The sequence below is a fragment of the Mucilaginibacter sp. P4_A11 genome (assembly GCF_056402535.1).
On the sequence record NZ_JBFUHE010000011.1, the window covers coordinates 155,106 to 181,899 of the forward strand.

27 protein-coding genes are annotated in these 26,794 nt (G+C 42.1%); 16 read left to right on the forward strand and 11 right to left on the reverse strand.

Annotated elements, in window-relative coordinates; all coding sequences use genetic code 11:
* The first annotated feature begins 4 nt into the window (after nucleotides 1–4).
* From AC1DUD_RS20825 to AC1DUD_RS20835, 3 genes are all read left to right on the forward strand, one after another.
* Nucleotides 5–1,186, forward strand: a complete 1,182-nt coding sequence (locus AC1DUD_RS20825) for an alginate lyase family protein (RefSeq protein WP_477377897.1) — start codon at nucleotides 5–7, stop codon at nucleotides 1,184–1,186.
* 367 nt (nucleotides 1,187–1,553) lie between these two features.
* Nucleotides 1,554–2,969 (forward strand): glycosyl hydrolase family 18 protein, encoded by a 1,416-nt coding sequence (locus tag AC1DUD_RS20830; protein WP_477377899.1) that lies wholly within the window; start codon nucleotides 1,554–1,556, stop codon nucleotides 2,967–2,969.
* 236 nt (nucleotides 2,970–3,205) lie between these two features.
* Nucleotides 3,206–4,597 carry a glycosyl hydrolase family 18 protein gene (locus AC1DUD_RS20835; protein WP_477377901.1) on the forward strand — a complete coding sequence of 464 codons (1,392 nt, stop codon included), beginning with the start codon at nucleotides 3,206–3,208 and terminating at the stop codon, nucleotides 4,595–4,597.
* Nucleotides 4,598–4,767: 170 nt separating this feature from the next.
* Here AC1DUD_RS20835 and AC1DUD_RS20840 read toward each other — a convergent pair whose 3' ends face one another.
* Entirely contained in the window at nucleotides 4,768–5,580 is an 813-nt protein-coding gene (locus AC1DUD_RS20840) for a DUF3108 domain-containing protein (protein ID WP_477377903.1), read from the reverse strand.
* Nucleotides 5,581–5,814: 234 nt separating this feature from the next.
* Here AC1DUD_RS20840 and AC1DUD_RS20845 point away from each other — a divergent pair, with 234 nt between their 5' ends.
* Genes AC1DUD_RS20845 through AC1DUD_RS20855 form a run of 3 tightly spaced genes read left to right on the forward strand, consistent with a single transcriptional unit; the run spans nucleotide 5,815 to nucleotide 8,764 of the window.
* Nucleotides 5,815–6,834: a sensor histidine kinase gene (locus AC1DUD_RS20845; RefSeq protein ID WP_477377905.1), complete on the forward strand. Its 1,020-nt coding sequence runs from the start codon at nucleotides 5,815–5,817 to the stop codon at nucleotides 6,832–6,834.
* The gene (locus AC1DUD_RS20850) at nucleotides 6,831–7,541 is read left to right on the forward strand and encodes a LytR/AlgR family response regulator transcription factor (RefSeq protein WP_477377907.1); all 711 of its coding nucleotides are present in this window, start codon (nucleotides 6,831–6,833) and stop codon (nucleotides 7,539–7,541) included. Before AC1DUD_RS20845 ends, AC1DUD_RS20850 begins: the two co-directional genes overlap by 4 nt.
* Before the next feature lie 35 nt (nucleotides 7,542–7,576).
* Nucleotides 7,577–8,764 carry an alginate lyase family protein gene (locus AC1DUD_RS20855; protein ID WP_477377909.1) on the forward strand — a complete coding sequence of 396 codons (1,188 nt, stop codon included), beginning with the start codon at nucleotides 7,577–7,579 and terminating at the stop codon, nucleotides 8,762–8,764.
* Nucleotides 8,765–8,768: 4 nt separating this feature from the next.
* On the opposite strand, the gene AC1DUD_RS20860 is transcribed toward AC1DUD_RS20855, so the two are convergent.
* Nucleotides 8,769–9,209, reverse strand: a complete 441-nt coding sequence (locus tag AC1DUD_RS20860) for an SRPBCC family protein (RefSeq protein WP_477377911.1) — start codon at nucleotides 9,207–9,209, stop codon at nucleotides 8,769–8,771.
* Between the two features lie 140 nt (nucleotides 9,210–9,349).
* Here AC1DUD_RS20860 and AC1DUD_RS20865 point away from each other — a divergent pair, with 140 nt between their 5' ends.
* Together AC1DUD_RS20865 and AC1DUD_RS20870 are read left to right on the forward strand one after the other, a co-directional pair.
* Nucleotides 9,350–9,946, forward strand: a complete 597-nt coding sequence (locus AC1DUD_RS20865) for a TetR/AcrR family transcriptional regulator (RefSeq protein WP_477377913.1) — start codon at nucleotides 9,350–9,352, stop codon at nucleotides 9,944–9,946.
* 9 nt (nucleotides 9,947–9,955) lie between these two features.
* Nucleotides 9,956–11,104 carry an FAD-dependent oxidoreductase gene (locus AC1DUD_RS20870; RefSeq protein WP_477377915.1) on the forward strand — a complete coding sequence of 383 codons (1,149 nt, stop codon included), beginning with the start codon at nucleotides 9,956–9,958 and terminating at the stop codon, nucleotides 11,102–11,104.
* 102 nt (nucleotides 11,105–11,206) lie between these two features.
* Here AC1DUD_RS20870 and AC1DUD_RS20875 read toward each other — a convergent pair whose 3' ends face one another.
* From AC1DUD_RS20875 to AC1DUD_RS20895, 5 genes are all read right to left on the reverse strand, one after another.
* The gene (locus AC1DUD_RS20875; RefSeq protein WP_477377917.1) at nucleotides 11,207–12,229 is read right to left on the reverse strand and encodes an asparaginase; all 1,023 of its coding nucleotides are present in this window, start codon (nucleotides 12,227–12,229) and stop codon (nucleotides 11,207–11,209) included.
* A 36-nt stretch (nucleotides 12,230–12,265) separates the two neighbouring features.
* Nucleotides 12,266–13,033 carry a TatD family hydrolase gene (locus AC1DUD_RS20880; RefSeq protein ID WP_477377919.1) on the reverse strand — a complete coding sequence of 256 codons (768 nt, stop codon included), beginning with the start codon at nucleotides 13,031–13,033 and terminating at the stop codon, nucleotides 12,266–12,268.
* 122 nt (nucleotides 13,034–13,155) lie between these two features.
* Entirely contained in the window at nucleotides 13,156–14,148 is a 993-nt protein-coding gene (locus AC1DUD_RS20885; RefSeq protein WP_477377921.1) for an FKBP-type peptidyl-prolyl cis-trans isomerase, read from the reverse strand.
* A gap of 60 nt (nucleotides 14,149–14,208) precedes the next feature.
* Nucleotides 14,209–15,186 (reverse strand): FKBP-type peptidyl-prolyl cis-trans isomerase, encoded by a 978-nt coding sequence (locus tag AC1DUD_RS20890; protein ID WP_477377924.1) that lies wholly within the window; start codon nucleotides 15,184–15,186, stop codon nucleotides 14,209–14,211.
* A gap of 7 nt (nucleotides 15,187–15,193) precedes the next feature.
* Nucleotides 15,194–16,204, reverse strand: a complete 1,011-nt coding sequence (locus AC1DUD_RS20895) for a DHH family phosphoesterase (RefSeq protein ID WP_477377926.1) — start codon at nucleotides 16,202–16,204, stop codon at nucleotides 15,194–15,196.
* Between the two features lie 210 nt (nucleotides 16,205–16,414).
* On the opposite strand from AC1DUD_RS20895, the gene AC1DUD_RS20900 reads away from it, so the two are divergent.
* On the forward strand, nucleotides 16,415–16,834 hold the full coding sequence (locus AC1DUD_RS20900; RefSeq protein WP_477377928.1) for a nucleoside-diphosphate kinase: 420 nt from the start codon (nucleotides 16,415–16,417) through the stop codon (nucleotides 16,832–16,834).
* Nucleotides 16,835–16,983: 149 nt separating this feature from the next.
* On the forward strand, nucleotides 16,984–17,181 hold the full coding sequence (locus AC1DUD_RS20905) for a hypothetical protein (protein ID WP_147446141.1): 198 nt from the start codon (nucleotides 16,984–16,986) through the stop codon (nucleotides 17,179–17,181).
* Here the strand turns inward: AC1DUD_RS20905 and AC1DUD_RS20910 are convergent.
* Nucleotides 17,168–17,458 (reverse strand): DciA family protein, encoded by a 291-nt coding sequence (locus AC1DUD_RS20910; protein WP_477377931.1) that lies wholly within the window; start codon nucleotides 17,456–17,458, stop codon nucleotides 17,168–17,170. The two genes, AC1DUD_RS20905 and AC1DUD_RS20910, sit on opposite strands and share 14 nt — an antisense overlap.
* A complete protein-coding gene (recF, locus tag AC1DUD_RS20915; RefSeq protein ID WP_477377933.1) occupies nucleotides 17,451–18,551 on the reverse strand; it encodes a DNA replication/repair protein RecF in 1,101 nt (366 codons plus the stop codon). The genes AC1DUD_RS20910 and recF overlap by 8 nt, the downstream gene beginning before the upstream one ends.
* A 285-nt stretch (nucleotides 18,552–18,836) precedes the next feature.
* Between recF and AC1DUD_RS20920 the strand changes: the two genes are divergently transcribed.
* From AC1DUD_RS20920 to AC1DUD_RS20945, 6 genes are all read left to right on the forward strand, one after another.
* Entirely contained in the window at nucleotides 18,837–19,514 is a 678-nt protein-coding gene (locus AC1DUD_RS20920) for a tetratricopeptide repeat protein (RefSeq protein WP_477377935.1), read from the forward strand.
* A gap of 186 nt (nucleotides 19,515–19,700) precedes the next feature.
* Nucleotides 19,701–20,195: a 6,7-dimethyl-8-ribityllumazine synthase gene (gene ribH, locus AC1DUD_RS20925; protein ID WP_477377937.1), complete on the forward strand. Its 495-nt coding sequence runs from the start codon at nucleotides 19,701–19,703 to the stop codon at nucleotides 20,193–20,195.
* A 228-nt stretch (nucleotides 20,196–20,423) separates the two neighbouring features.
* Nucleotides 20,424–20,753, forward strand: coding sequence for a bacillithiol system redox-active protein YtxJ (gene ytxJ / locus AC1DUD_RS20930; RefSeq protein ID WP_110586608.1), 330 nt, complete (start codon nucleotides 20,424–20,426; stop codon nucleotides 20,751–20,753).
* 162 nt (nucleotides 20,754–20,915) lie between these two features.
* On the forward strand, nucleotides 20,916–21,797 hold the full coding sequence (lipA, locus tag AC1DUD_RS20935; protein WP_477377940.1) for a lipoyl synthase: 882 nt from the start codon (nucleotides 20,916–20,918) through the stop codon (nucleotides 21,795–21,797).
* A 24-nt stretch (nucleotides 21,798–21,821) separates the two neighbouring features.
* Entirely contained in the window at nucleotides 21,822–22,373 is a 552-nt protein-coding gene (locus tag AC1DUD_RS20940) for an RNA polymerase sigma factor (RefSeq protein WP_477377942.1), read from the forward strand.
* A gap of 2 nt (nucleotides 22,374–22,375) precedes the next feature.
* Entirely contained in the window at nucleotides 22,376–23,203 is an 828-nt protein-coding gene (locus AC1DUD_RS20945) for an anti-sigma factor (RefSeq protein ID WP_477377944.1), read from the forward strand.
* Nucleotides 23,204–23,551: 348 nt separating this feature from the next.
* Here the strand turns inward: AC1DUD_RS20945 and AC1DUD_RS20950 are convergent, their stop codons facing one another.
* Nucleotides 23,552–25,057, reverse strand: a complete 1,506-nt coding sequence (locus tag AC1DUD_RS20950) for an NAD(P)H-hydrate dehydratase (RefSeq protein ID WP_477377946.1) — start codon at nucleotides 25,055–25,057, stop codon at nucleotides 23,552–23,554.
* Nucleotides 25,058–25,246: 189 nt separating this feature from the next.
* Entirely contained in the window at nucleotides 25,247–26,746 is a 1,500-nt protein-coding gene (locus AC1DUD_RS20955) for a catalase (RefSeq protein WP_477377948.1), read from the reverse strand.
* Nucleotides 26,747–26,794 lie beyond the last annotated feature (48 nt).

Below are 26,794 nucleotides of genomic sequence, written 5' to 3' on the forward strand. Positions count from 1 at the left end.
CGCCATGAAAAAATTATTTGCTGCAACATTAATTGTCGTAACAACTCTTTCGCAACTTGCCTTTACGCCCGAACAAATTAAACCAGATAAGTCTCCAACCGAAAAAACCGCAGAGCAAACCCTTAAAAAACAAATCATGACCGAAGCTGCCTGGGCCATGCAGCAGCAGCCGGTTACCGTTACAGCATCATCCTCTCCAAGGAGCGCAGGCGGCAAGCATGACTTTTTTTCGGAAGCCGATTATTTCTGGCCTGATCCTAAAAATCCTGACGGTCCTTACATCAATCGCGATGGTCTCAGCAACCCCGATAACTTTGTAGAGCACCGCAAAGCCATGATCTGTTTCAGCAAGATCATTGGCGCATTGGCATCGGCTTATAAAATAACCGGCGATGTAAAATATGTTAAACAGGCTGTCATCCATCTTAAAGCCTGGTTTATTGATCCCGAAACCATGATGAACCCAAGTCTTTGGTTTGCACAAGCGGTTAAAGGGCAGTTCACCGGTCGCAATTACGGCATTATCGATACCATCCACCTGATGGAGGTTGCGCAGGGTATTATTGTTATGGAAAAGGCGATGGATGCAGAAACCACCAAGGGCGTTAAAAAATGGTTTGCCGAATATACCAACTGGCTCATGACCAGCAAACCTGGCATGCAGGAAAGAGATGTAAAAAACAACCACGCCACTTGCTGGGCCATGCAGGTAGCCTCCTTTGCCAAACTTTGCGATAATACGGTTGTGCTTGATTCATTACGATCCCGGTACAAAACCATATTGCTTCCCCGGCAGATGGGTACCGATGGTAGCTTCCCTTTAGAGCTGGAACGTACCAAACCCTATGGTTACTCTATTTTTAACCTTGATGCGATGACCATGCTATGCCAGATCCTTTCAACCTCACAGGACAACTTATGGAATTTCGAAACAGCGGACGGCAAATCTATTAAAAAAGGCATCTCCTATATTTATCCTTTTGTTGCAGATAAAAGCAAATGGACTTTAAAACCCGATGTAATGTACTGGGATAACTGGCCTGTTGCTCAGCCTTTCCTGCTGTTTGGCGCCAACGCTTATCATGAAAATCCATGGCTAACAACGTGGCAAAAACTTGATCATAACCCTCAGGTTGAAGAAGTTATCCGGAATATACCTATCAGGCACCCGCTTATCTGGTTTTAACAGGATAAGCGATTTGCAAAATCCCCGCATGTTCCAGTTTTATAATGATATATAAACTGTGAGTTAAGCGTATCACAAAAATATTTCTTCCTTGGAAAGACGGATTTTCCCCCTTGGGATCACACTACAAAAGCACTACTGCGCTTGTGATTGAATCGTATTGAGGTTATTATAAGGTATTTATAATAAGATGTTTGTATAATTTTACTCATACAAAAACATCTATTGCACCTATTAACGCGCCTTTCCTGATATTAGTATATGATATTCATAAGTATCATGATTTTGGTTAACAGGTTTGTGTTTTATTCCCCGGCTTATTTATAAACCAAATAATACATCAAAAACCACTTAACAAACTTAACTTATGAGATCAAAATTTAACTCCTATCTCCTTGGCCTGATCCTGGCCGCAATTACAGCACTATCATCCTGTAAAAAGGACAACATGAACCAATTTAAAACCGGCGGCGATTCCAACACCGACAACAGCAGCAAGCCGGTTTCCGTTAACAATGCCGTACCTATTGCTTCATTTAAGGTGATAGGTTACCTGCCCAGCTGGCAGGGAGATGTAAATACGGTACAGTACAGCAAATTAACCCACGTTAATTATGCTTTTCTTACCCCAACCAATACCGGTGGGCTAAACCCGCTCGATAACCTTTCAAAATTCACCGCCCTTGTATCAAACGCACATAACAATAATGTGAAAGTTGTTATTTCTGTCGGCGGTGGAGGTGGCGGGGATGCCTTCCATCCTATTGTAGCCAATGCCGGTTACCGCACCGCCTTTGTTAACAATATGGTTAACTTTTGTAACCAGTATAATGTTGACGGTGTAGATATCGACTGGGAATTTCCATCGGCAGGCACCGAAACCAATAATTTTTATTTATTACTGCAGGAGTTATCAACGGCTATGCACAACGGTGGCAAGGTATGTACCATTGCCTCCATTTCGGTTGGAGCAAGCTATGTTACTACCAACATGTTCTCCATTCTTGACTGGATCAACGTGATGGATTATGACGATAACAACTTTCAGCACTCCACTTATCAATCGGCGGTTGATTGTTTAAACTACTGGGCTGGTCGCGGTCTGCCTGCTGCTAAAACTATTTTGGGTGTTCCGTTTTATGCAAGGGATAACCGGTATGATTATTCAACCAAAAACTATGTTGATGTATTGGCTGCCGGCGGCAGTCCTAATTCAGATACCTTTCAAACTTTTGGCTATAACGGTATCCCAACCATTAAAAGTAAAACCACGCTGGCACTTAACCAGGCCGGCGGTTTGATGATCTGGGATTTGGGTGGAGACGCTTCGGGGGCTAACTCCCTGCTTTCGGCTATGAATTCAGTTATTACGGGCGGTACTACAACTCCGCCACCAACAGCGCCGCCAATAGGCACAGTAATTTCGCTCAAAGGCTTTAATGGCAAATACGTAAGCGGCGAAAACGGCACTCAAGCCATGACCTGTACCCGCACCACCGCAGGCGACTGGGAGCATTTCACCGTGCTTGACGCCGGCGCGGGCAAAATCTACCTGCGCAGTATGGGCAAATATGTGTCATCAGAAAATGGCACGCAAGCCATAACCTGTAACCGCACTACCCCAAGCGACTGGGAAAAGTTTGACTGGATAGTTACTACAGATGGCAAAGTCACCATTCGTGGCAACAACGGCAAATTCATCTCAAGCGAAAACGGCACCCAGGCTATGACCTGTACCCGCGTTACAGCATCGGGCTGGGAAGCTTTTGGATTGAATCAGTAAAAAAAAGGTTTAAAAAAAATGTCATTTCGATAGAGCAGGGTGGGTTGAGCGCAGGGGGCGAAAGAGAAACCTTATACGCCATATAGACTCACGATACATAGCGTGAAGCAAGGCGTATAAGATTTCTCCTCACCCACTCGCGCAGTCTATCCCTTCTGTTCGTCGAAATGACAACGATTTTAACATAGCTTATATAACCTGCATCCGCCACATTCATTCACCAATAAACCACCTTTATGAAAGCAACTTTAAAATCCCGCCTGCTATGGTGCATAGCAGTAGTATTCTTTGCACTTTCATCGTGCCGTAAGGACAATTTTTCTCCCAATCAGCCTAATAACCCGGTTGATAACAGCGCTCAAAAATCAGTAGCAGTTGATGCCGTACCCGGCTTTAAGGTAGTAGGTTATCTGCCAAGCTGGGCAGGCGCCGTAAGTTCTGTGCAGTTTTCAAAACTTACCCATGTAAATTATGCGTTTGTTCAGCCAACCACTTCGGGCGGGATAGGCGCCGTGGACAATGTATCCAAACTGCAAAGCCTGGTATCAACAGGTCATGCCAATGGCGTAAAAGTACTGGTATCTTTCGGCGGCTGGAACGATGGTAACGACAGTGTCTTCGAAACCCTGGCGGCAAACTCAACTTCCCGTACCAATTTTGTAAACAACCTCATCAGCTTTGCCAATCAGTATAACCTGGATGGGATTGATATTGACTGGGAATATCCTGATGATGGTGCATCGGCCAATAATTACGCAGCGCTGATGTCACAATTAAGCACTGCCCTGCATAACCAGGGAAAGTTGTTAACCGCCGCCGTAATATCAAATGATGGATCGGGCGTATTGAACAGCGTATTCAGCTATGTGGATTTCCTAAACCTGATGGCCTATGATGGTGAAGGTTCAAACCACTCACCATATTCATTAGCGCAAACTTCGTTAAACTATTGGATCGGCAGAGGGTTACCAAAAGCAAAAGCCATTTTAGGCGTTCCGTTTTATGGCCGCGAACCTTATACTTCGTACGCCGATATCCTTGCTGGCGGTGGAAGCCCCAATTCGGACACATGGAATGGGATAGGCTACAACGGCATCCCAACCATTAAAAGCAAAACTACGCTGGCCATTAACCAGGGCGGCGGTATCATGATGTGGGAATTATCTCAGGATGCTACGGGCGCAAATTCGCTACTTTCGGCCATTAACTCAGTTATTAACGGCAGCACAACACCACCTACAGGCACCCCACCTATTGGTACCGTAATATCGCTTAAAGGATTTAATAACAAATACGTGAGCGGCGAAAACGGCACACAAGCCATGACCTGCACCCGCACCACGGCCGGTGATTGGGAACATTTTACCGTGCTTGACGCAGGCGCAGGCAAAATTTATCTGCGCAGTATGGGCAAATATGTATCCTCAGAAAACGGCACTCAAGCTATTACTTGTAACCGTACCACACCCGGCGATTGGGAGAAATTTGACTGGATAGTTGCCGCTGATGGCAAAATAACGATAAGGGGCAATAACGGCAAATTCATCTCAAGCGAAAACGGCACACAAGCCATGACCTGTACCCGTGTTACAGCATCAGGCTGGGAAGCTTTCGGCCTAAACCAATAAAACTATTAACTGCTCATACAAAAGGCCGGGCTATGATTTTAGTATCATAGCCCCGGCTATTTTTATTTCCTTTTAATGTAGAGACGCATAATTGCGTCTCAGAATATGCAGGTCTTGTGATGCCTGCTTGTCCTGCGGGAGACGCAATTATGCGTCTATACGATATATTTCTACTTCACAAACCTCGGCAGCAAATTAGTTGCAGCACTCATCATTTTTACCTTATACCGATAACCTCCTGCAAAAGAATCTTCTTCCTTTAAAAACTCATGGTTCTTTTTGCTGATCCAATAGGTTTCGGTAAAATGGCGACCGTTGTAATCACTTTCATTGAACAATTTCCAGCAATCAACCTTGTTTCCATCCCATGTGGTAATTACCTCGCTGCCGGTTACCTTGTATAATACATAAAGCGGGGCGGGAATCCCGGCTTCATAAAAAGGGATGGCGAAACTTTTGCCTTCGGCCAGTGGTAACATCTCAAAGGTTTCGATGTCTAAATTCCAGTTAAAGTTGGCAAAGGCAAAATCAAGCTTAAAATTTTCCGCCTCGTTACTGGCAACGGTATCGGCACTTAACACTTTATCAGCAGCCCAGTTAAAGGCTTTTGTTTTTTTGCCGATGGTTTCTGAATGATAAAGAGGCGCGAAATCAACCGCCCTGTTAATGGAATAAACAGAGCGGTATGATGAGCTGTCACTGCCATACCAGTGCTGGGTTACGGTAAATACCTTTTCATTATTACGGGTTTCGAGGCTAATATTGCGCAGCCAAAGCCAGAATTTCAGGCTGCGGTTGTCTTTCGTATTTTGAAAGTATACAAGGTATTGTTTTAACCCGGGCTTAAGCGCTGATGTAAGCAGGCGTTTGTCTTTTACGCGGATGGTATCGGTTTGGGCAAATACTTTAGGTGTATGCGATAACAACAATAAAAGGCTTAGGCTTACAGCTATTATTTTTTCGGCTAATTGTTCAGTTTTCATGATAATTTGATTGTTTGATAAGGATAATCTCTGTTAATAGTTCAAAGCTGCCCTTTATCAGCAACCCGGTAAAATCAGTTAAACCAATGCTGCGTTCTTTTTAACCCGATACCGTATTTATTCAATAATATACCTGCCACCCGCCTTGTTGAATGCTTTGGGTCATTCATTTAATAAATGCCGGCATCGGTTTAAAACCGGCATCAACAAACAAAAAGCTAAGTAATTTTAAAAATGCAATTATTTAAAACCCGGCCAACAATTAAACAACTCCAGCTTTTGATCTGGCTGTCGGTGTCTTTGTTGCTATTCTTTTCTTATCTGCCGATGGATGGTGCAGGGCAATCAGCCATTTATACCTGTGTGAACACAGCATTTTATGCGGTTATTATATATGGCAATATTCTGTTCCTGTTCCCAATGTTTTATCAAAAAGGCAAATACGTTTGGTATGTGCTGCTGGTTATAATTTTTTTAATTGCAACCGGCATACTCCGGGGATATTTAACCCTTTGGGTTTATAACACATTTTTCGCTAAAACGCCGGAAAGCATTAATCAGGAAGCAATAATCAAATACGCTTCGGGCGGAGTACTTATTTTTATATTGAGCCTTATTTTCCGGATCGCGATTGCCTATTTTAAATTAAAACAGCAAACCGAAGAGATCATGGTACAAAAAAGCCAGGCCGAGTTGAACATGTTGAAATCGCAGGTACAGCCTCACTTTTTGTTCAATACACTTAACAATATATATTATGAGGCTTATCGTGAATCGCCCCGCACAGCTGCTTTGATAGAGCGGCTTTCAGATATTATGCGCTATTTTGTTGATGAGAGCCCGAAGGATGATGTCACTATTGGCACAGAAGTGCAGTTTATTGAAAATTACATCGCGTTAGAAAAGATCAGGATCAGGCACGAGGTAGTGGTATTTTTTGAAAAGAATTTCAATTCTGATCTTCGCATTCCGCCTATGTTGCTCATGACTTTTGTAGAAAATATTTTTAAGCACGGCATCGATAAATCGAGCGAGCAAAATCTTATTGGTATATCTTTGATTCAACAGGATGGGTACCTGTTTTTTAAAACCAATAACGCCATTCATGCCGAAGTAGCCAGCAAGCGTAATGCTGGTTTTGGGATTGCTAATTTAACCAAAAGGCTAACCATGCTGTACGGCTCAAACTTTGAGCTGAAAATTGATAAAAGCAACAACACCTTTGCAGCATTTTTAAAGATTCCGGTAACATGAATTTAAGCTGTATCATAATCGACGACGAGCCCAATGCGGTGAACCTGCTGGAGATGCTGGTGCAGCAAAGTACCCAATGGCAGCTTAAAGCCAAATGCTACAATGCGCTTGAAGCCCTGGCCTTTTTAAAAAACCATAAGGTCGATTTTATTTTCCTGGATATCAACATGCCGCAACTAACAGGCATGGAGCTTGCAGGTCTGCTTCCGCCACAAACAAAAATTGTATTCACCACCGCCTATTCAGAGTACGCAGCCGAAAGCTATACTTATCAAACTATTGATTACCTGCTCAAGCCCATCACACTGAAGCGCTTTTTGGCCGCAATGCAAAAGATAGAGGGATATTTCGGTAAGCCTGAGCCTGCAATTCAGCAAGCCCCGGTTAATGATGAAGGATATTTCTTTGTAAAATCGGGCAAAGTATTACGCCGGATCTTACTGGATGAGATCCTATACTTTGAGGGAGAAAAGGAGTATGTACGCCTAGTAACCACCCAGGAACAACTACTCATTTACCGTCGGCTTAAGGATATTGAAGAACAGCTTTCTGTACCCTTTGTACGGGTACACAACTCCTACATTGTAAACACCAAACAACTGGTAAAAATTCAGGATAACCATATTTATATCGCTGATAAGCATATCCCGGTAAGCGAAAAATTTAAAGATGGCTTTATGGCGATAATTAATAAAAGGATATTTTAGCGTACTGCAAGGTATACCAAACCTTGCCCTATCTTATGAAATTCAAAAAACTATCTGCCTCGTTGCTTTTGCTATTTGTTATGTTTAATAAATTATCCTTTGCACAGCAAAAAACAAGCTTTCTGTTAGTTGATGAGCAACTATTAGCCAAATCCAGACAACTTTTAAAGCAGGGAGATAAAGAAGCATCTACAAAAATTAACGCCATAATCAGCCGGGCAGACAGTGCACTTACTAAAGGCCCCTATTCGGTCACTTTTAACAAAACCAAAACAGCACCCAGCAACGATAAGCATGATTATGTTAGCCAGGCACCTTACTGGTGGGCCGATAAGACAAAACCCAATGGTTTACCTTATATCCGCAAAGATGGTGAGCGCAACCCCGAAATTTATTTATTGCACGACCGCAGTCAACTGGGCGATATGTGTACAGCAGTAAAACAATTGGCGTTTGCCTACTACTATACCGGGAATGAAAAATATGCATTAAAGGCCAAGACCTTATTGCAAACCTGGTTCATTGATCCTGCAACCCACATGAACCCTAATTTAAATTATGCTCAGTATATCCCCGGATTAAATGACGGTCGCGGTATTGGCATTATTGAAAGCCGTGAACTAACCGCCATACCCGATGCCATAGCAATGTTAAATGGCAGCAATATAGTTGATGACAAACTTATAAACGATATCAAAGATTGGTTTAAAGCTTTTACCGGCTGGCTTCAAAATAGCCCTAATGGTAAAGATGAACATTCTCAGCTCAATAACCATGGTTCGTATTATGACGTACAACTTATTGACTATTCCCTTTTTACGAGCGATAAGGCAACGGCTATACAATTACTGCAAAATACTACTGTATCCCGGATAGAAAAACAATTTACCCCTGAAGGTGCACAGCCCCTTGAACTGGCCCGCACCAAATCATGGGATTATGTAAATATGAACCTATATGCCTGGTGCCAGCTGGCCATACTGGCAAGCCATGTAGATATCGACCTGTGGCACAAACAAACTGCCGATGGCAGGGGTATGAAAGCCGTAGTAAAATGGCTGATCCCCTACGGCTCCGGCGAAAAGAAATGGGAAAATCAGCAGATCGCTTCTTTTGAATATGAGCAGCTACAGTTTATTATGGATAAGGCGAGTGCACAATATCCTGATCTTTCGTTTGAAGAAGTGTTTAAGAGGTTTCCGAGGGAAGTTGAGGTGGAATGATAGATTAGTTGCTGCTAATTAACATCTTTTCCAGTTTTTGAAAAGTTGATTTCCAGCCAAGCTCGTAATCATGTGCTGATTCATAGCCAACATGCGCATGTTGAAATTGCATTTCAGTAGTATCGCCATCCGGCCTTAACAATACTGTAACTAATGACTCAACTCCCGGCTCACTTTTCCACATCCACGTAAAGGTTAGTTTATTGGGCTCTTCAACTTCGGTATAAACGCCGTAGCAGGTATGTGCTGTTCCGTCTCCATTTTTAAAGGAAACTTCAAAAATGCCACCTGGCCGTACGTCAAGTAGGGCGTCAATTCCGGTACCATTTGGGTCGGAGCCAAACCATTTTAGGATGAGATTTGGATTAGTCCATGCTTTCCATACTTCGGCTACAGAGCTGTTAAGTCTGTAGGTTATATTTATACTATCAATTGCATCCATCATATAAATTTAAACATTATAGGATAAAATTTGCCACGCGTCATGAAATCTCTACCTATCATTCCAAAGTCATTTAAAAGAAAAACATTATAAGTAAATAAACATTTACTTATAATTGTATCGTAATTCAAATTACTCACATTATGAGGCCAAAGAATTTAGAAAAGGAACAAGCCATCCGTACCATTGCTCTTGACATTATCGCCAACGAAGGATTGGAAAACCTCAGCATGCAGAAACTGGCAAAGGCAGCCAACGTATCGCCACGTACCATTTATATTAAATACGAGGATAAGGATGACTTACTGATCAAGCTTTTCATTACCGAGGTTTTGGGAGCTTACGAAGCCGCTATTTTAAATGAATTTAATGAAGGGATGGATTTCGAAACCGGTGTAAAAAAACTCTGGGACAACGGTTTTCAATATTTAAAAAACAACCGCACACACTTCGCACTGATCTTGTATGGCAAATCCTCGCCGCTGCTGAATAAAGCCTATCAAAAGCAAAATATCCGGCAGGGACAGTTCTTTGCGCCCATTCACCAGTTTATGGAGGCTAAGGTAAAAGAAGGCATCATTCGCGATCTTCCTTTTGACGCGCAGCGGGCATTGTTGTTCTCTCCGCTGTTGGATTTGGTGAACGAGTATTTTGATCACGCTGACCGGCCGGTACAGATCATTACCAACGAAGTAATGGCAGTCTGTTGCGATGCAGTGATAAAAGGTATGATGAAATAATTAAACAACATGAAAGCAATTAAAAACAAAAACATAGCAATTGTAGGCGGCGGTCCCGGTGGGCTAACCCTTGCCCGGATCCTACAGATGAACGGAGCCAGCGTAAAAGTTTACGAGCGCGACCTAAACCGGGAAGTACGGGTACAGGGCGCCACACTTGATCTGCATGAAGAATCGGGTTTAAAAGCGCTCGAAGTGGCCGGTTTGACGGATGCATTTAATGCCAATTACCGCCCCGGCGCCGATAAGCTCCGTGTTGTAGACAAAAATGGCAGCATTGTGCTTGATGAACATGGTGCAGACGGCGGCTCCTATAACCGCCCCGAAATTGACCGCGGCCCGTTAAGAAAAATCCTGCTCAATTCCCTTCAACCGGATACGGTTGTTTGGGATAGCCAATTTTTATCACTCACAGAGCTGGATAGCACAATTAAACTCGAGTTTAAAAATGGCACTACTGCTCATGCCGACCTGGTGATAGCTGCAGATGGCGCCAATTCAAGGATCCGCCCATACGTTACGCCAATCAAACCTTTTTATGCCGGGGTAAGCGTGATAGAAGGCGCTGTTTATGACTCAGAAAAGGCAACTCCACGCATCCATCAACTTTTGAATGGGGGTAAAATATTTGCCATGGGCGATGAAAAAACACTGATAGTGAGCTCAAAAGGCGATGGCAGCCTGGTATTTTACGCAGGCCTTAAATCTGCCGAATCATGGTTGCAGGATAGCGGGATTGATTTTAAAGATAAGGCACTGGTATCTGCATGGTTTAAACAGGAATTTGCCGATTGGAGCAGCATATGGGACGAGCTATTTGAAAATGCCGAACCGGTATTTATTCCACGGCCACAGTATTGTATGCCTTTAGATCAAACCTGGGAAGCTCTGCCTAATTTAACCATGCTTGGCGATGCCGCTCACTTGATGCCACCTTATGCCGGCGAAGGTGTAAACATGGCCATGCTCGATGCTTTGGAACTGGCCGAATGCCTGCTTAGCGATAATTTTGCCGATACACATGATGCGATAGCAGCTTATGAAAAACAGATGCGCGCAAGGGCATTAGAAACTGCCGCCATGACATTGGAGCAAACGGATTCATTGCATTCTGCCGATGGGTTAAAGAATTTAGTGGCGATGTTTAACCCGGAATGACAAAGGCTGTCACCTTGAGCTTGTCGAAGGGTCGTGCGCAGAGGCCCCACCCACCATACTTCGACGAGCTCAGTATGACAGCCATTTTATATTTTATCTTACTTACGATACCGTGATCTCGCCCCTCAAATCCGTCTCGAGCCATTCTTTAACCTGCAAAGGATCATCGCTTTGGCCCAGCAGGTACATCATTTTGGTCACGGCCGATTCAAAGGTCATGTCATAACCGTTAGCTATGCCGATATCTTTAAGGTGCTTGCTGGTCTCATAACGGCCCAATTCAACAGTACCTACTTTACATTGCGAAATATCAAGGATCACTTTGCCGCTATCTACTGCATTTTTAAGCAAATCGATAAACCATGCATCGGTTGTGGTGTTACCGGCACCAAAAGTTTCCATTACTATACCACGCACATCGGCGCTTAAAATGTTTTCAACAACCTTAGGGCTTATGCCCGGGTACAGTTTCAATACACCAACATCGCTTACCAGGTTATTATGAATTATCAGCGAGCTTTCGTCTTCAGGCTGCCTGATATCGTTTACGCTGAAACGCAAATGTACACCCGATTCGGCAAGTATCGGATAGTTTGGTGAGCGGAAAGCTTCAAACTTTGAGGAGTTATACTTAAAAGCCCTGTTACCACGGAAAAGTTTATAATCAAAATAGATACAAACCTCGGGTACACGGGCACGATCATTCTTTTTAGCTTTGGCTATTTCAATAGCCGTCATCAGGTTTTCCTTCGCATCAGTGCGGATGGCGCTTATCGGCAATTGCGAACCGGTGAAAATGATAGGCTTCCCTAAGTTCTCTAACATAAAACTTAATGCCGATGCGGTATAAGCCATGGTATCGGATCCATGCAAAATCACAAATCCATCATTATCATGATAGTTTGACTGGATCAAACCGGCCAGTTCGCTCCAAATCTCGGGGTTCATATTTGATGAATCGATGATCTCGTCAAACGAGTGTACTTTGATACGGCAGTTAAGCTTTTCAAGCTCGGGCACATTATCCATTATTTGCTCAAAGTTGATAGGCTTGAGCACCTTTGTAACCGGATCACTCATCATACCTATTGTCCCTCCGGTATAGATGATCAAAATTTGGCTCATTAATTAAGTTTATGCTGTGGTAAAATATTAAACAATTTAAATTCCGAACACAAGCCTGGAATTTTCGGTAGTGACCTCAGCCACTTTTTCAATGCTTGTTTGGTGAAGCTCTGCAACCTTCTGGGCTATGTACACCAGGTATGAGCTTTCATTAGGTTTACCCCTGAACGGAACGGGCGTAAGGTACGGAGAATCTGTTTCTAAAACTATATGCTTTAAGTCAATTTCCGGTATTACTTTGTCAAGTCCCGAGTTTTTATAGGTCACGATACCGCCTATCCCAAGGTAAAAATTAAGGTCGATCACTTTTTGGGCCTGCTCTACAGTTCCCCCAAAACAATGAAAGATGCCACGTAACTTTTCATCTGCTTCCTGCTTCAGCACCTCGTATACTTCGTCAAAAGCATCACGACAATGGATCACAATGGCCAGGTCAAGACTTTTAGCCCAGTTGATCTGCTTTACAAAAGCATCTACCTGCTCTTTTAAATGCGTTTTATCCCAATACAGGTCAATACCTATCTCCCCTATAGCATAGATCTTATTTTGTTGATGAGCGTTCATAATGGCAGAAAGCTCTTCCTCCCAATTCGCCTTTACATCGCAGGGATGCAGGCCCAGCATTGGGTAACAATATTGAGGATAGTCATTCACCAAACCATAAACCAGTGGTATGGAAGCAGCATCAACATTGGGTAAAAACAAACGGGTAATGTTATTATCAATACAACGCTGCATCAACGCGCTGCGTTTTTCGGTAATGGTTTCGTAGTATAGATGGGTGTGCGTGTCGGTTAAAACCATGCTGCAAAAATAAACCTTGAATACTTAATAACGAATTTATAGCGGTAAAGTATCGATACTTTCAATTAATTGCCCGGCGACTGTAAACAAAAAACCTCCTGTTTTGGCAGGAGGTTTTTTGTTTAGTTCTTTTTAGCGATCGGTTTCTTTGCTCCGGCTTTTTTTAGCGGCGTTTTACCAGCGGCCGGCTTCGGGGTAACCGCGGCATGTTTGCCCGGTTTTACTTTTACCAGTTCGATATCAAATACCAGTGTACTGTATCCCGGGATATCCGCTCCGTAGGCACGCTCGCCATAAGCAAGGTTTGACGGGATGATGAACGTTGCTTTTGAACCTTCGTTCAATAAAAGCAAACCTTCATCCCATCCTGATATTACCCTGTGTTCGCCCAAAACAACGCTTATAGGCTCATACGGGCGGCCCGGCTGTTGTACGCCTGCCGCTTTGGCGTTAGCTTCGATACTTGTATCAAACAGCTTTCCGCTAAGCAACTTCCCGGTATAATTTACCAACACGGTGTCGCCATTAAGCGGCTTTCTCTTTGTTGTTGGACTTGTTATCACGTATTTTAAGCCAGATGCTGTAGTAACTGGTTTAAGACCGTGTGCTGTAATATAGCTTTCCCTTTCCGCAGTTTCGGCTTGTTTTAGCTTTTCAAGGCCCGCATTCCTTTCGGCAATAGCATCATTTAATGATTGTACCTTCTCTATCTTTAAAATAAAGGTAAGGAAGCTGCCTTTAGGTAAAAATGGCGGACGGGCTTCTTCATGACCAACAAACACCGAATCTGTCGGGATTTTTACGATGGCGCTGTCTTTAGCCGCAAGCAGCGGGAATATATCCATCAGGTCGCCTACGTTTTGTGAAGCCTGAACCTGGGCTTGTACCGGGTGGCCTGCCTTATAACTGCTAAACAATACCGAATCTTTATCTGTTTTTTGGATAAAGTTAAAGGTAAGTACGTCGTTGATCTTAGCCTTGTCGCCAGGGTTTGCCGTATAGATCTGGTAAAGGGCACCTTTAGCCGTTTTTTGCAAACCAGCCGTTTGAGCACCTGCATTTAAAGCAAAGGCAGAAAGGGCCGGCAATAAAAGGGAAAAAATATGTTTTTTCATAAGCTATAAATAAAAAAGCCTTTCCTGCTGGTGCAGGAAAGGCTTTGTAAAATAGTATAATTATTTTGTTGCCGGAGTTGGCATTTGCATTTGCGGCATAACCGGTTTCGGTGCATTTGGATTTGGATGAACAATATTTACCAGTTCAACTTCAAATACAAGTGGTGTGTAAGGTTGCATTTGCTGACTGCCCTGATCGCCGTAACCTAATGATGACGGAACAACCAATACTGCTTTAGTACCTTTATTAAATAACGGGAAAGCTTCGTCCCAACCTTTGATCACTTTACCTTCACCTACCGGAATACGGATAGGCTGATAAGGGTTCATAGGGTTGATCTGCATTTTCTCTTTTACAGCAACTTCTTTAGAGCTGGTTTCTAAAACTTTGCCGGTAACAAGCCTTAAAGTATAGTTAATTACTGCGGTATCGCCTACTGCTACATTAGCGCCGCTACCTGGTGTAGTAACAGCATAGTTTAAACCCGATGCTGTTTTTACAAACTTAAGGTCTTTATGTCCGTCTAAATAACCCTGGATCTTAGCTGGCTCTTTTCCTTTAAGTGCATCGGTTTGGCCTTTCATGTATTGGGTAACACGATCGCGGAAAATTTGCTCGCTAAGTGCGCCTTTTGTAATAACCTTTTCAATTTTAATTGTGTAAACAAGGTATTTGCCTTTAAAGCCCGGAGGACGTTGCTGGCCACCTTTAAATACCGAATCGGCAGCAATTTTGAATGTAGCGCTATCGCCTTCACCCAATAAACTTAAACCAGAAACAATATCACCTTTTGTTTGAGGCTTAGGCATCAGCGTTGGTATAGGCTGTCCATTGTCATATGAGTTATTGATTATCGAGTCCTTATCAGTTTTAAGGATCATGTTCAGTGTCAGAAAGTCACCTTCTTTAACTTTAGGATTGCCTTTTGAAGTGTGGATATTGTAAAGCAAGCCGCCTTCGCCCTGCTTAAACCCACCGTTGCAACTTGCAAATCCAATAGCCGCAAGTGACAGAAACATCAGTTTTCTTTTCATCATTACTTTTTTACTGTATTAATAGCTTTTTATATTCGGGTAAAATTTGTTTAAATTGTTGTATAACCTGTTCAAGGCTATCATCAGAATGACCGCCGGCCGCATTACGGTGACCACCGCCATTAAAGTATTTTTTGCAGATTTCATTGGCCGGAAACTCTCCTTTTGAACGTAATGAAAGTTTTACCCTGTCACTGCGTTCAACTATAAAAGCTGCCAAACGGATGCTGGCCATTGATAAGGCATAGTTTACCACACCCTCTGTATCGCCTGTTTCAACATCAAACCGTTCCAGATCATGTTTACTAACCGCAATAATAGCTGTATTAAATTCGGGCAATACTTCAAGACAATTAGCCAGGCAGTGACCTAAAAAGCGCAGCCTGCTTTCTGATGCACTATTATATACCAGCTCATGGATGCGCCAGTTTACCGCACCGGCATCAATTAAATCAGCCACTATACGGTGAACTGTAGCTGTAGTATTGGGAAGCCTGAAGGAAGCAGAATCGGTCATGATGCCTGTATAAAGACAGGTTGCCACATCCTTATTTACAAGTTCTTTGTGGTGAAGCTGGTTCACTATAAAATCATACACCAGTTGGGCTGTAGCGCAGGCATTGATATCCCAGTGCCTGTAATCATCAAAATCGGCAGGTTCCAGGTGATGATCTATCATGATCTTGTAGGCGCTGCTTTCGCCAACCAGTTCGCCCATATCATTGATACGGCTTAAGGCGTTGAAGTCAAGACAAAATATGAGTTTCGCTTCGGCTATCAGGGCGGCAGCCTCTTCGCGGTGCTCGGTATAAATAATAACATTCTCGTTACCGGGCAGCCAGCTTAAAAAATCAGGATAATCTGTAGGGGCAATAACCCTGGCATGATGGCCCTGCTGTATTAAATAATTATATAAGCCTAATGACGACCCCATAGCATCTCCATCAGGTTTATGATGGGTTGTGATCACTATTTTTTGAGGTTTCGTTAAAAGGTCAGTAAGCGAAGCTAAATCAAACATTAATTCTTAAAAAAGAGTTGCAAAGCTAAATAAATTAATCAAATACAAACCATCTAATTTAATTCAAAAAGCTTTATCTTACAGTTACAAAAGCCTATTTTTGCCGCAAATTTTAAATATCTCCATAAGCTATGGCAAGCTTTTGGTTTAAAACTAACCCAACAAAGGCAATTAGTCTATTAATAACCCAAAAAAGAAACAATTATTTCAATGAAAACTAACAGAACATTTACCATGATAAAGCCTGATGCTGTTGCTGACGGCCATATCGGTGCTATTTTAGACATCATAACAAAAAACGGCTTTAAAATTGTAGCCCTTAAATACACTAAATTATCTGCTGAAAAAGCCGGACAGTTTTATGAAGTGCATAAAGAGCGTCCTTTCTATAACGGCTTGGTTGAATTTATGTCATCAGGCCCTATCGTAGCTGCTATCCTTGAAAAAGACAACGCTATTGCCGAATTCCGCAAACTGATCGGTGCTACTAACCCTGCCGACGCTGCTGAAGGTACTATCCGGAACCTGTATGCAAGGTCAATTGGCGAAAATGCCGTTCACGGTTCAGACTCTGATGAAAATGCCGACATTGAAGGAAACTTCTTTTTCTCGGCTTTTGAAAGGTTTTAACTAATGTATTTCGGGTGTAATTACGTAACCGAAAAGTTACACCCGAAATGTTTACGTTTTTTTTGTAATTATGGTTACGTTTTTTGTAACTTTACAAAACATACCTAAACTATATTGCATTTTTAAACAAACCGATAATATCACACAACATGAAACCGCTATTCAAATACATATTTTACGTACTTATACTGGTGCTGTTGGTTATTGGCTCATTAATGCTTTACAGAACACACCCCGAAGCTCAACTTGCTTTTACTATTCCAGGCTTGTTCATCCTTGCTTATTCAAAGCTTACAGATGATATTAAGTTAAAACACCACGGCTTACGCATGCTTAGAGGAAGATAATCTCCTCAACCAGTATACTTTTAGCTTCATTATTTATCTTTTCAATTATCTGACTGCGCATCAGCATCAGTTCATTTTTTATTACTGATGATTCTATCCGCAGGAATAATTTTTTGTCGCGTACAAATAACTCTTTAGTACGATTGGCTACCGATTTACCAACCAGATCCGGCCAGGCCGTAATAATACCGGTTTCGTCAAAACGCCGTTTGATCTTATATACATTAAGCATTTGCTCAATGGCTTCCTTCAGTGTTTTGTCGTTAGTTTTACGCATCGATAGCTCCTCCCTTTACTTTAAATAGTTTAACAGGCACTTCTATTTTATTAAAAACACTTTCCACACGCCCAACCCCGGTATCTGTTATAAAAACCTGCCCAAAATCATTATTTGATACCATCTGCATTAATTTGGTAACGCGCCCGTCATCAAGCTTATCAAAAATATCATCAAGCAAAAGCAATGGCTTAAAGCCTTTTTGTTGGTACAGAAAAGTATACTGAGCAAGCTTAAGTGCAATTAAAAATGACTTTTGCTGGCCCTGCGATCCAAATTTCTTCATGGCCATACCGTGAATATTGAATTGCAGATCATCTTTATGAATACCTGCTGTAGTACGCTCCAGTGCCTTATCCCGGTCAAAACTCTTCTTTAATAAACTATCAAAATTATCGGCAAGCAATTGTGATTCATATATCAGTTCAACGCGCTCGGCATTATCGCTCAAAAAATCATAATGCTGATTAAATACCGGCACAAAAGTATCCATAAAAGCACGCCGTCTTTCAAAAATGCGCATGCCCGAGTCCATTAACTGCTCATTTATCACTTCAAACAACCCGGCATCATACCGTCCTGTTTCATTTACCTGTTTTAAAAGCGCGTTACGATTGGTAAGGATCTTATTATAAACTATCAGCTCATCTAAATAATGGTTATCTGTTTGCGATATTACATTATCAATAAACTTACGACGCTCTTCGCTCCCTTCAGTAATGATACTGGTATCGTTAGGCGATATCATAACCAGCGGAAGCAACCCGATATGATCGGCCAGGCGCTGATAATCCTTTTTATTACGTTTAAACTGTTTTTTCTGATTGCGCTTTACCGAGCAGGCCACCGTTTCGGGCTGGTCATTTTTGTTAAAAGTACCGGTAATGATAAAAAAGTCGGCCCCTTGCTTGATTTGCTGGCTATCTATAGGATTAAAGTAGCTTTTACATAACGACAGGTAATGAATTGCGTCAAGCAGATTGGTTTTGCCTGCTCCGTTATTCCCCGTAAAAGCATTAACCTCCTCGCTGAAAACCAGTTCGGCCTCATCGTAATTTTTAAAGTTGATAACTGACAGCTGTTGCAGGTGCATGGGATGGCAAAGTTAGTATTTTTTGGTGGTTGATTTTGGTTGAGTGGTTGATTAAGTGAATGGTTGGTATGCGGTATTTTTTTGGTAAACCATTTATTAAATAAACGACTTAGCTTAAAATAAAAACATAGCTTTTTAACCTTTTTCCTACTCGCGAATCAACAAAACTAATTACTCACTCAATCAACACAATCAACTACTCACCCTTCTTTAAAGATTTAATACAAAAGGTATTGCCAGTAAATTTGAAAACCGTATTTTTGCAAACTTAATTTTAGAACAACAATGTCAAAAACCCAGGCGAACACCAAAGTTGCAGCACCGGAAAACAATTTTGGTCAGAGTGGCAAATTTGTACGCGAGAACCAAAAAAGCTTACTGTTTATTGTAGGGGCTATTATTGCCCTTATTGCAATCTATTTCATTTACATTAAATTATACTTAGGTCCACGTGAAGTAACTGCTGCTAACCAAATGTATAAAGCGCAGGATTTTTGGCAGCAAAAAAACTGGGATAAAGCTATTAAAGGCGATGCCGGCTTCCCTGGTTTTGAAAAGATCATCAGCGATTACAGTAACACAAAAGCTGCTAACCTTGCTTACTTTTATCTGGGTACAGCCTATTTAAATAAAGGTGATTACCGTAAAGCTATTGACAACCTGACTAACTACCGCGGCGACGATAACATGGTAGCAGCCGAAGCTTTTGGCAGCACCGGCGACGCTTACGTAGAACTGAAAGATTACGAAAAAGCCGAAACCTATTTCAGCAAAGCTGCCGATAAAGCAAAGAATAAATTTTTATCACCGCTTTACCTTAAAAAGTTAGGTTTAACTTACGAGGCCCAGAAAAACAACAAAGATGCTGTTGAAGCCTATAAAAGAGTAAAAACTGAATATCCCGAAAGCGCAGAGGCTCAAAATATCGACGAATATATAGCCCGCGCCGAAGCGAAACAATAATTTATTTCGGATTTGAGAATTTCGATTTCGGATTTATCAGGTAGTTAAATACCTTTAAATCCGGAATCGATTTTTTTTATAAGCAGATTTAATCGTCGATCACAGCGCTTAACAAATCCGAAATCGAACCTCCGAAATTCGAAATAAAAAATATCCGAAATCGAAATTCCCAAATCCGAAATTATCATGGCTACCCATCTTAAAAACCTTTCCGACTTTTCAAATACCGAAATACCTTCGGCAGCCCCATACCGCTTCGGTATAGTTGTGGCCGAATGGAATGCCGAAATTACCAATGCACTTTACCAGGGTGCCTACCAAAGCCTGGTTAGTAATGGCGCACTGGCCGAAAATATTTTTTCATACCAGGTGCCCGGTAGCTTTGAGCTTACATCAGGAGCAGAGCTTTTATTAAAAAAAGGCGACCTTGATGCGGTAATTTGCCTGGGCTGCGTAATCCAGGGCGAAACAAGGCATTTTGATTTTATTTGTAACGCAGTAGCAAACGGAGTAAGCAATGTTGCCATAAAATACTCAAAACCTGTTATATTTGGTGTATTAACTACCGATAATCAGCAACAGGCTATTGACAGGGCAGGCGGTAAACATGGCAATAAAGGCGATGAAGCGGCTATCACCGCTATCAAAATGGCGGCCCTTGCTGAAACATTAAACAGTTAAAACCCGTTAAAGCAATTAATTTTAGCTCAACATGAAAAAATTAGTTTACATAGCACTTATAGCCGTGGCAGTTGCTACAGTATCATCCTGCTCAAATAAATTGTGCCCGGCTTACGGTTCATACCCTAAAACAGGTCGTTAAATAATTGTCATTTTTAAACCTGCTTAAACACATTACACAGTTTTTGTGTTATAATTACGTTATAGCATTTTAACTATATAATAAATATGAACTGGATTTCGTTGGAGACGGCCGATCAGCTTATGGCGATCAAACAACAAGAAGGCTATAGCCTTATATTTAAACATAGTACACGTTGCTCCATCAGTATGATGGCAAAAAGACGCTTCGAGCTTGACTGGGATAACCTTCCCGAAAACATATCCCTTTACTTTTTAGACCTGATCAAATACCGCGACCTGTCAAACCAGGTTGCACAACTGTTCCAGGTTCATCATGAATCGCCACAATTATTACTTATCAAAGATGGCGAATGCATACTTGACCAATCCCACAGCGGTATTTCTGTTGATGAAACTTTAGAAGTGCTGAATTAGATTTCTTATCTTATAGATCATAGTTCATGGTTTTATGAGTTTTTTAGCTCATAGATATTTCGTTTTAGATTAATCTTAATCAATTTGCAATAATCCGTAGTTGCTATGAACTATGAACCATCATCCATGAACTAATATTTAGTTTTTAACTACATTTGTAACATGATTGAATTACCGGTAGTTCCTGCTGTTAGCCAACCTGTACGCAAGCCCGATTGGCTTAGGGTTAAGCTTCCTACAGGAAAAGAATACGCCCACGTACGCAGCCTGGTTGATACCCATAAGCTGCACACTATATGCGAAAGTGGTAACTGCCCTAATATGGGCGAGTGCTGGGGAGCCGGTACTGCTACTTTCATGATCCTGGGTAATATTTGTACCCGCTCGTGCTCTTTTTGTGCTGTTGCAACCGGCAGGCCTTTAGCTGTTGATGTTGATGAGCCTAACCGCGTAGCAAGTTCTGTACAACTTATGCAGGTAAAACATTGCGTTATTACCTCTGTCGATCGTGACGATTTGAAAGATGGCGGTTCCATTATCTGGGCCGAAACGATCAATGCCATTCGCCGCGAAAGCCCCGACACTACTTTAGAAACCCTGCTACCCGATTTTAAAGGTAACTGGGATAACCTTGCCCGCGTTTTGGAAACCAGGCCCGAGGTGGTTTCACACAACCTGGAAACTGTAAGGCGCCTTACAAAAGAGGTACGGATACAAGCCAAATATGACCGCAGTCTTGAAGCATTGAAACATATTTCAGAAGCAGGTTTACGTACAAAATCGGGTATTATGCTTGGTTTGGGCGAAACCGAAGAAGATGTACTGGAAGCTATGGACGATCTGCTTGCGGCCGGTGTACATATCCTTACGCTGGGACAATATTTACAACCTACACGCAACCACCACCCGGTGATAGACTGGATCCATCCTGATCAGTTTGCACGTTATAAGGAATTTGGCCTTCAAAAAGGCTTTAGGTATGTTGAAAGCGGGCCATTGGTGCGCTCATCTTACCACGCAGAAAAACACTTGTTTGAAATGTGATAATTCCTTTATATCTTCACCAAGTTGAGTAAAAAACGAAAAATATCGCTGTCGGAAGAAGAACTGGTGCTGTCATTGCAGCACCGGGAAAAAATTGCCGTCGAAGCGCTATATGATATGTATTCGGCCTCGTTATTTGGGGTAATATCACGCATTATAAATGACACCGCTATAGCCGAAGATGTTTTACAGGAAACTTTTGTAAAAATCTGGCATTCCTTTTCAAGCTACAGTACTGAAAAAGGCCGTTTATTTACCTGGATGGTTAATATCGCACGCAACCTTGCGATAGACAAGATCAGATCGAAAGATTTTAAGAATCAAAACAAAAACCAGGAGATAGAAAATAACGTAACTTTCATTGACGAGCAAAGAAACACAGTTTACAAACCTGAGTTAATGGGCGTTAAGGCTTTAGTGCAAACACTAAAGCCCGAACAAAAGCTAATCGTTGAGCTGGTGTATTTTAAAGGTTATACCCATGTGGAAGCCGCCGAAGAACTGGGCATTCCATTAGGCACCATTAAAACCCGGTTAAGAATGGCTATACTGGAACTCAGAAAACATTTTAATTGAAGGTGGAAGATTTAAAAGCATATATAGAATCAGGGATACTGGAGCTTTACGTTTTGGGGGATGTTATCCCAGCCGAAAAGCTACAGGTTGAGGAGATGGCTTCAAAACATCCGGCTATTAAGGCTGAGCTGGATGAAATTGAGCGCTCAATGGAACTGTATGCTGAAGAAAATGCCATTGAACCATCCGAACATTTACGCAGCCGCATATTAGGCAGCCTGCTTACCAATTTTGGCGACGATAATAACTTTCCAACACAAACACACGTAGAACGTGAAAAAGTTGTTGTTATGCAGCCAGATAAAGAAAAAGAAACCAATTTTTATAAATATGCATTTGCTGCATGCCTTGCTTTATTGTTAGCAAGCGCAGTGGCATTGTATAATCTTTATAGCCGCCTTAACGATACAAATACTCAGCTAAGCGCAATGCAGGCCCAAAACCAGCATTTTAGCAACACCGTTAGTGCAAAAGATAGCGAACTTAACCTTTTAAGAGATACATCATATAAACTGATCCACTTAAGAGGTACCGCCAAATCACCAGAATCGATAATGACCGTGGCCTTTAGCCCATCCAAACAAAAAGTGGTTATTGATATGGAAGGCCTTAAACTTCCGGCAAATGATCAAACTCACCAGTACCAGCTTTGGGCATTGGTAGGTGGTAAGCCGGTTGACCTGGGTGTATTTGATTCAACAGCAGATTCAAGCGGATTTAAGAACATGAAAGCAATAGCATCTGCAGACGCTTTCGCCGTAACACTTGAACCAAGGGGCGGCAGTTCAAGCCCAACACTGTCAGAAATGGTGGTTCTCGGCAAATACTAAAGCAATAAAAAGCATCCCACAGGTGCTAAAAACTAAAAAGCTTACATCTTTTTCAGATTTATTCCGAAAAAGATGTAAGCTTTTTGTTTTTTATGCGTTAGTTACCTATATTTCGTGTAAACCTAAACTACACTAAATAAATAATTTAACTTTTTTTTAACAAAAACCGAAACCAATTATTAGTTTTTTTGTAACTAATAGAAACGTACAAGCGTCTTATGATTAGTTAGGACATAAACGAGAAAAAGCAACCTAAAAAACCTAACTCCCAGATTTGAGTATTTAGTTCTTTATAAGATCAGTTAATAGTTAATTAAAACGGGCGTATGATACTTGCGGCCGTTTTTTTTATGCCTTTAATTTTGCCATCGTAACCGGTAATTGTGTAATAAGCTTACCAGGCAAAACCACATGCATACGGTTCGGTAACGCCAATTCATCTCCGGCCTTACCATGGATATAGGCGCCAATAATGCAGGCTTGCTCCGGTTGATACTTTTGCCCAAGCAAAGCAGCGATAACACCCGTAAGCACATCGCCCATTCCCCCGCTTGCCATAGCGGCATTTCCTGACGAATTAAAGTAAGCGATGCCACCCGGCGCGGCAATAATGGTGTAATCATTTTTCAGCAGAATACACAAATTTAGTTCCTGTGCTTTTTTTAGCGCGGTTTGCAGTCGTTGCCACCAGTTGGTATGTTCTCCAAAAAGCCTGTCGAACTCTTTCATGTGCGGGGTTAAGATACTTCCCGGAGGCAGCTGTGTTAACAATTCCTGGTTTTCGGCGAGCAGGTTCAACGCATCAGCATCAATAACCAATGGCTTTTTGTAGTTTTTGATGATCGCTTTTAACAATAGCAAAGCATCATCGTCTTTACCTAAACCTGGCCCAACAGCTATCGAACTAAACTTTTCCCATTCAATGTCGGGCAGCTCATCGCCATTCCGCACTATAGCCATAATTTCGGGCAGATAACTGTTAAGTGCAGTTAATCCACTTTCAGGAATACAAGCTGTTGTTAACCCAGCACCCGCGTGTGCCGCTGCAGATGAGCTTAATAACGCGGCTCCCATAGTTTTTGCCTGCCCGGCCACGATCAGTGCATGGCCGTATGTCCCTTTATTACTAAAACGATGTCTTGGCTTCAGTAGTTGTCTTATGTCCCTTTCCTCAACAAGCCGATATGTTGAATTTAACGACTGTATAAATTTTTCATTCAGGCCAATATTAACCACTTCCCAGCAATTGATATAAGGTGCCGATTCGGGCAGCAAAAAATTGATCTTAGGCTGCTGAAAGGTAATCACCAAGTCGGCCTTTATGGCGGTGGTATCTGTGGGCACTTCCCCTTCCGAAAAGAAACCTGTAGGCACGTCAACAGCAACAACCGTGCGTTCAAGGTCATTAATATAATTCACCAGGCGCTCATAATCGCCGGAGAGTGGTTTGTTTAAACCACTGCCAAGCAAGGCATCAATAATTACTGGACTGCTATCTATCGGTATCCCGTCACCTTTTGAAAGTTCAGTTATGGTTACACAAGTTTGTTTTAATCTTTCAAAATTGCGGTTAAAATCATCCGACGCTTTATCCGAAAACCGGGCTACTACAACGTGAAGCTTATTATAATGATGATCACATAAAATACGCGCAATGGCAAGCCCATCGCCGCCATTATTACCTGTACCGCAATAAAAGGTTATCGGTTCGTTTTTATCGGGGAAACGGTTGGCAAACCAACCTACAAAAGCTCTTGATGCGCGTTCCATTAAATCAATGGAAGCAACAGGTTCATGGGCGATGGTATGAGCATCAGCCTGGCGAATTTGTTCGGCAATTAGTAAAGGAAGCATATCTCCTAAAGTAAGGATTTGGGAGATTTGTTTGAGGGGGAGATGACGGAATAAAAATATTAAAACTATAATCCGAAAATTACTTGAAGTATTTTAGCTATGACTTGCTCAAATACTTCAACAAAACTTATTGCACAAAACAAAAAAGGCGGCCAAATGGCCGCCCTCAATTATTAAAAGTGTAGGGGGTTAAACAGTTTGAGGCATTTGCTTCATGGTTTCGGCCAAGTCAAGCTCGAGGCCTTTGGCAACAGCCATACCTAAATTGATGTCAGCCCTAAACCAGTGGCAAAGCTGACGGTTAACGATCATCTCCTTTTTAGGCCCTTCAATACCGCTCATCGAGTTTACGATATTAGCGATCAGGTCTTTCTTTTGCTGGGCATCCATCAAGCGGTAAAGGTTGCCCGGTTGGCTATAATGATCATTTTCACCTTCGGCGTTGCGGTCATACCAATCGCCTACCGGGCTGCCAAAATCCCAGGCCGGCTCTTTATAGCTTTGGTCAACCTCAATGTCATCAAAACTGTTAGGGAAATAGTTGGGGTTTGAACCGCCATTTCCATTAACAGTCATCTGCCCATCGCGCTGATAATTGCTTACCAGGTAAGGGCATTTGTTTACCGGGATTTGCTCGTAGTTACCACCTAAGCGGTAACGGTGTGCATCAGGATAGGAAAGGATGCGGCCCTGCAGCATTTTATCAGGCGAATAGCCTACGCCGTCAATAACATGTGCAGGAGCAAAAGCCGCCTGTTCCACATGTGCGAAATAATTATCAGGGTTTTCATTCAGCTCCAGTATACCTACATCAATCAATGGATAATCGGCATGTGGCCATACTTTAGTTAAATCGAAAGGATTGATATGGTATGTTTTAGCATCAGCCTCGGGCATAACCTGTATTTTAAGCGCCCATTTTGGGAAATCGCCGTTATCAATAGCAGTTAACAGGTCATGCTGTGCAAAATCAGGGGCTTTACCACGCATGTCTGCTGCTTCGGCATCGGTAAAGTTCTTAATGCCCTGCTGTGTTTTGAAATGGAACTTGATCCAAAACCGCTCATTTTTGGCATTGATAAATGAGAAGGTATGACTACCAAAACCATCCATGTGGCGATAACCATAAGGCGTACCGCGGTCGCTCATTAAAATAGTAACCTGGTGCAAACTTTCGGGATTAAGCGACCAAAAGTCCCACATCATGGTTGCGCTTTTACAATTGGTATATGGATCACGTTTTTGGGTGTGGATGAAATCGCCGAATTTTTTAGGGTCTTTTATAAAAAATACGGGGGTATTGTTGCCTACCAAATCCCAATTGCCATCTTCTGTATAAAATTTAATAGCAAAGCCGCGCGGGTCGCGTTCAGTATCTGCCGAACCTTTTTCGCCGCCAACAGTTGAAAACCGAAGGAACAATTTAGTTTGTTTACCTATAGTGTTGAAGATCTTGGCACGGGTATATTTTGATATATCATGTGTAACTGTAAAAGTACCGTAAGCACCTGAGCCTTTAGCATGAACCACACGTTCAGGGATCCGTTCGCGGTTAAAGTGGGCCATTTTTTCGTGCAAAATGAAATCCTGTAACAGGATCGGCCCGCGGGGACCGGCTGTCATCGAGTTCTCATCTTCCACATATGGCTTGCCCGATGCTGTAGTTAATTTCTTTTTATTAGTTTCCATATTAGTTGGTTTTGATAATTCAAACCTCACTAAAATATTTCAATAGAA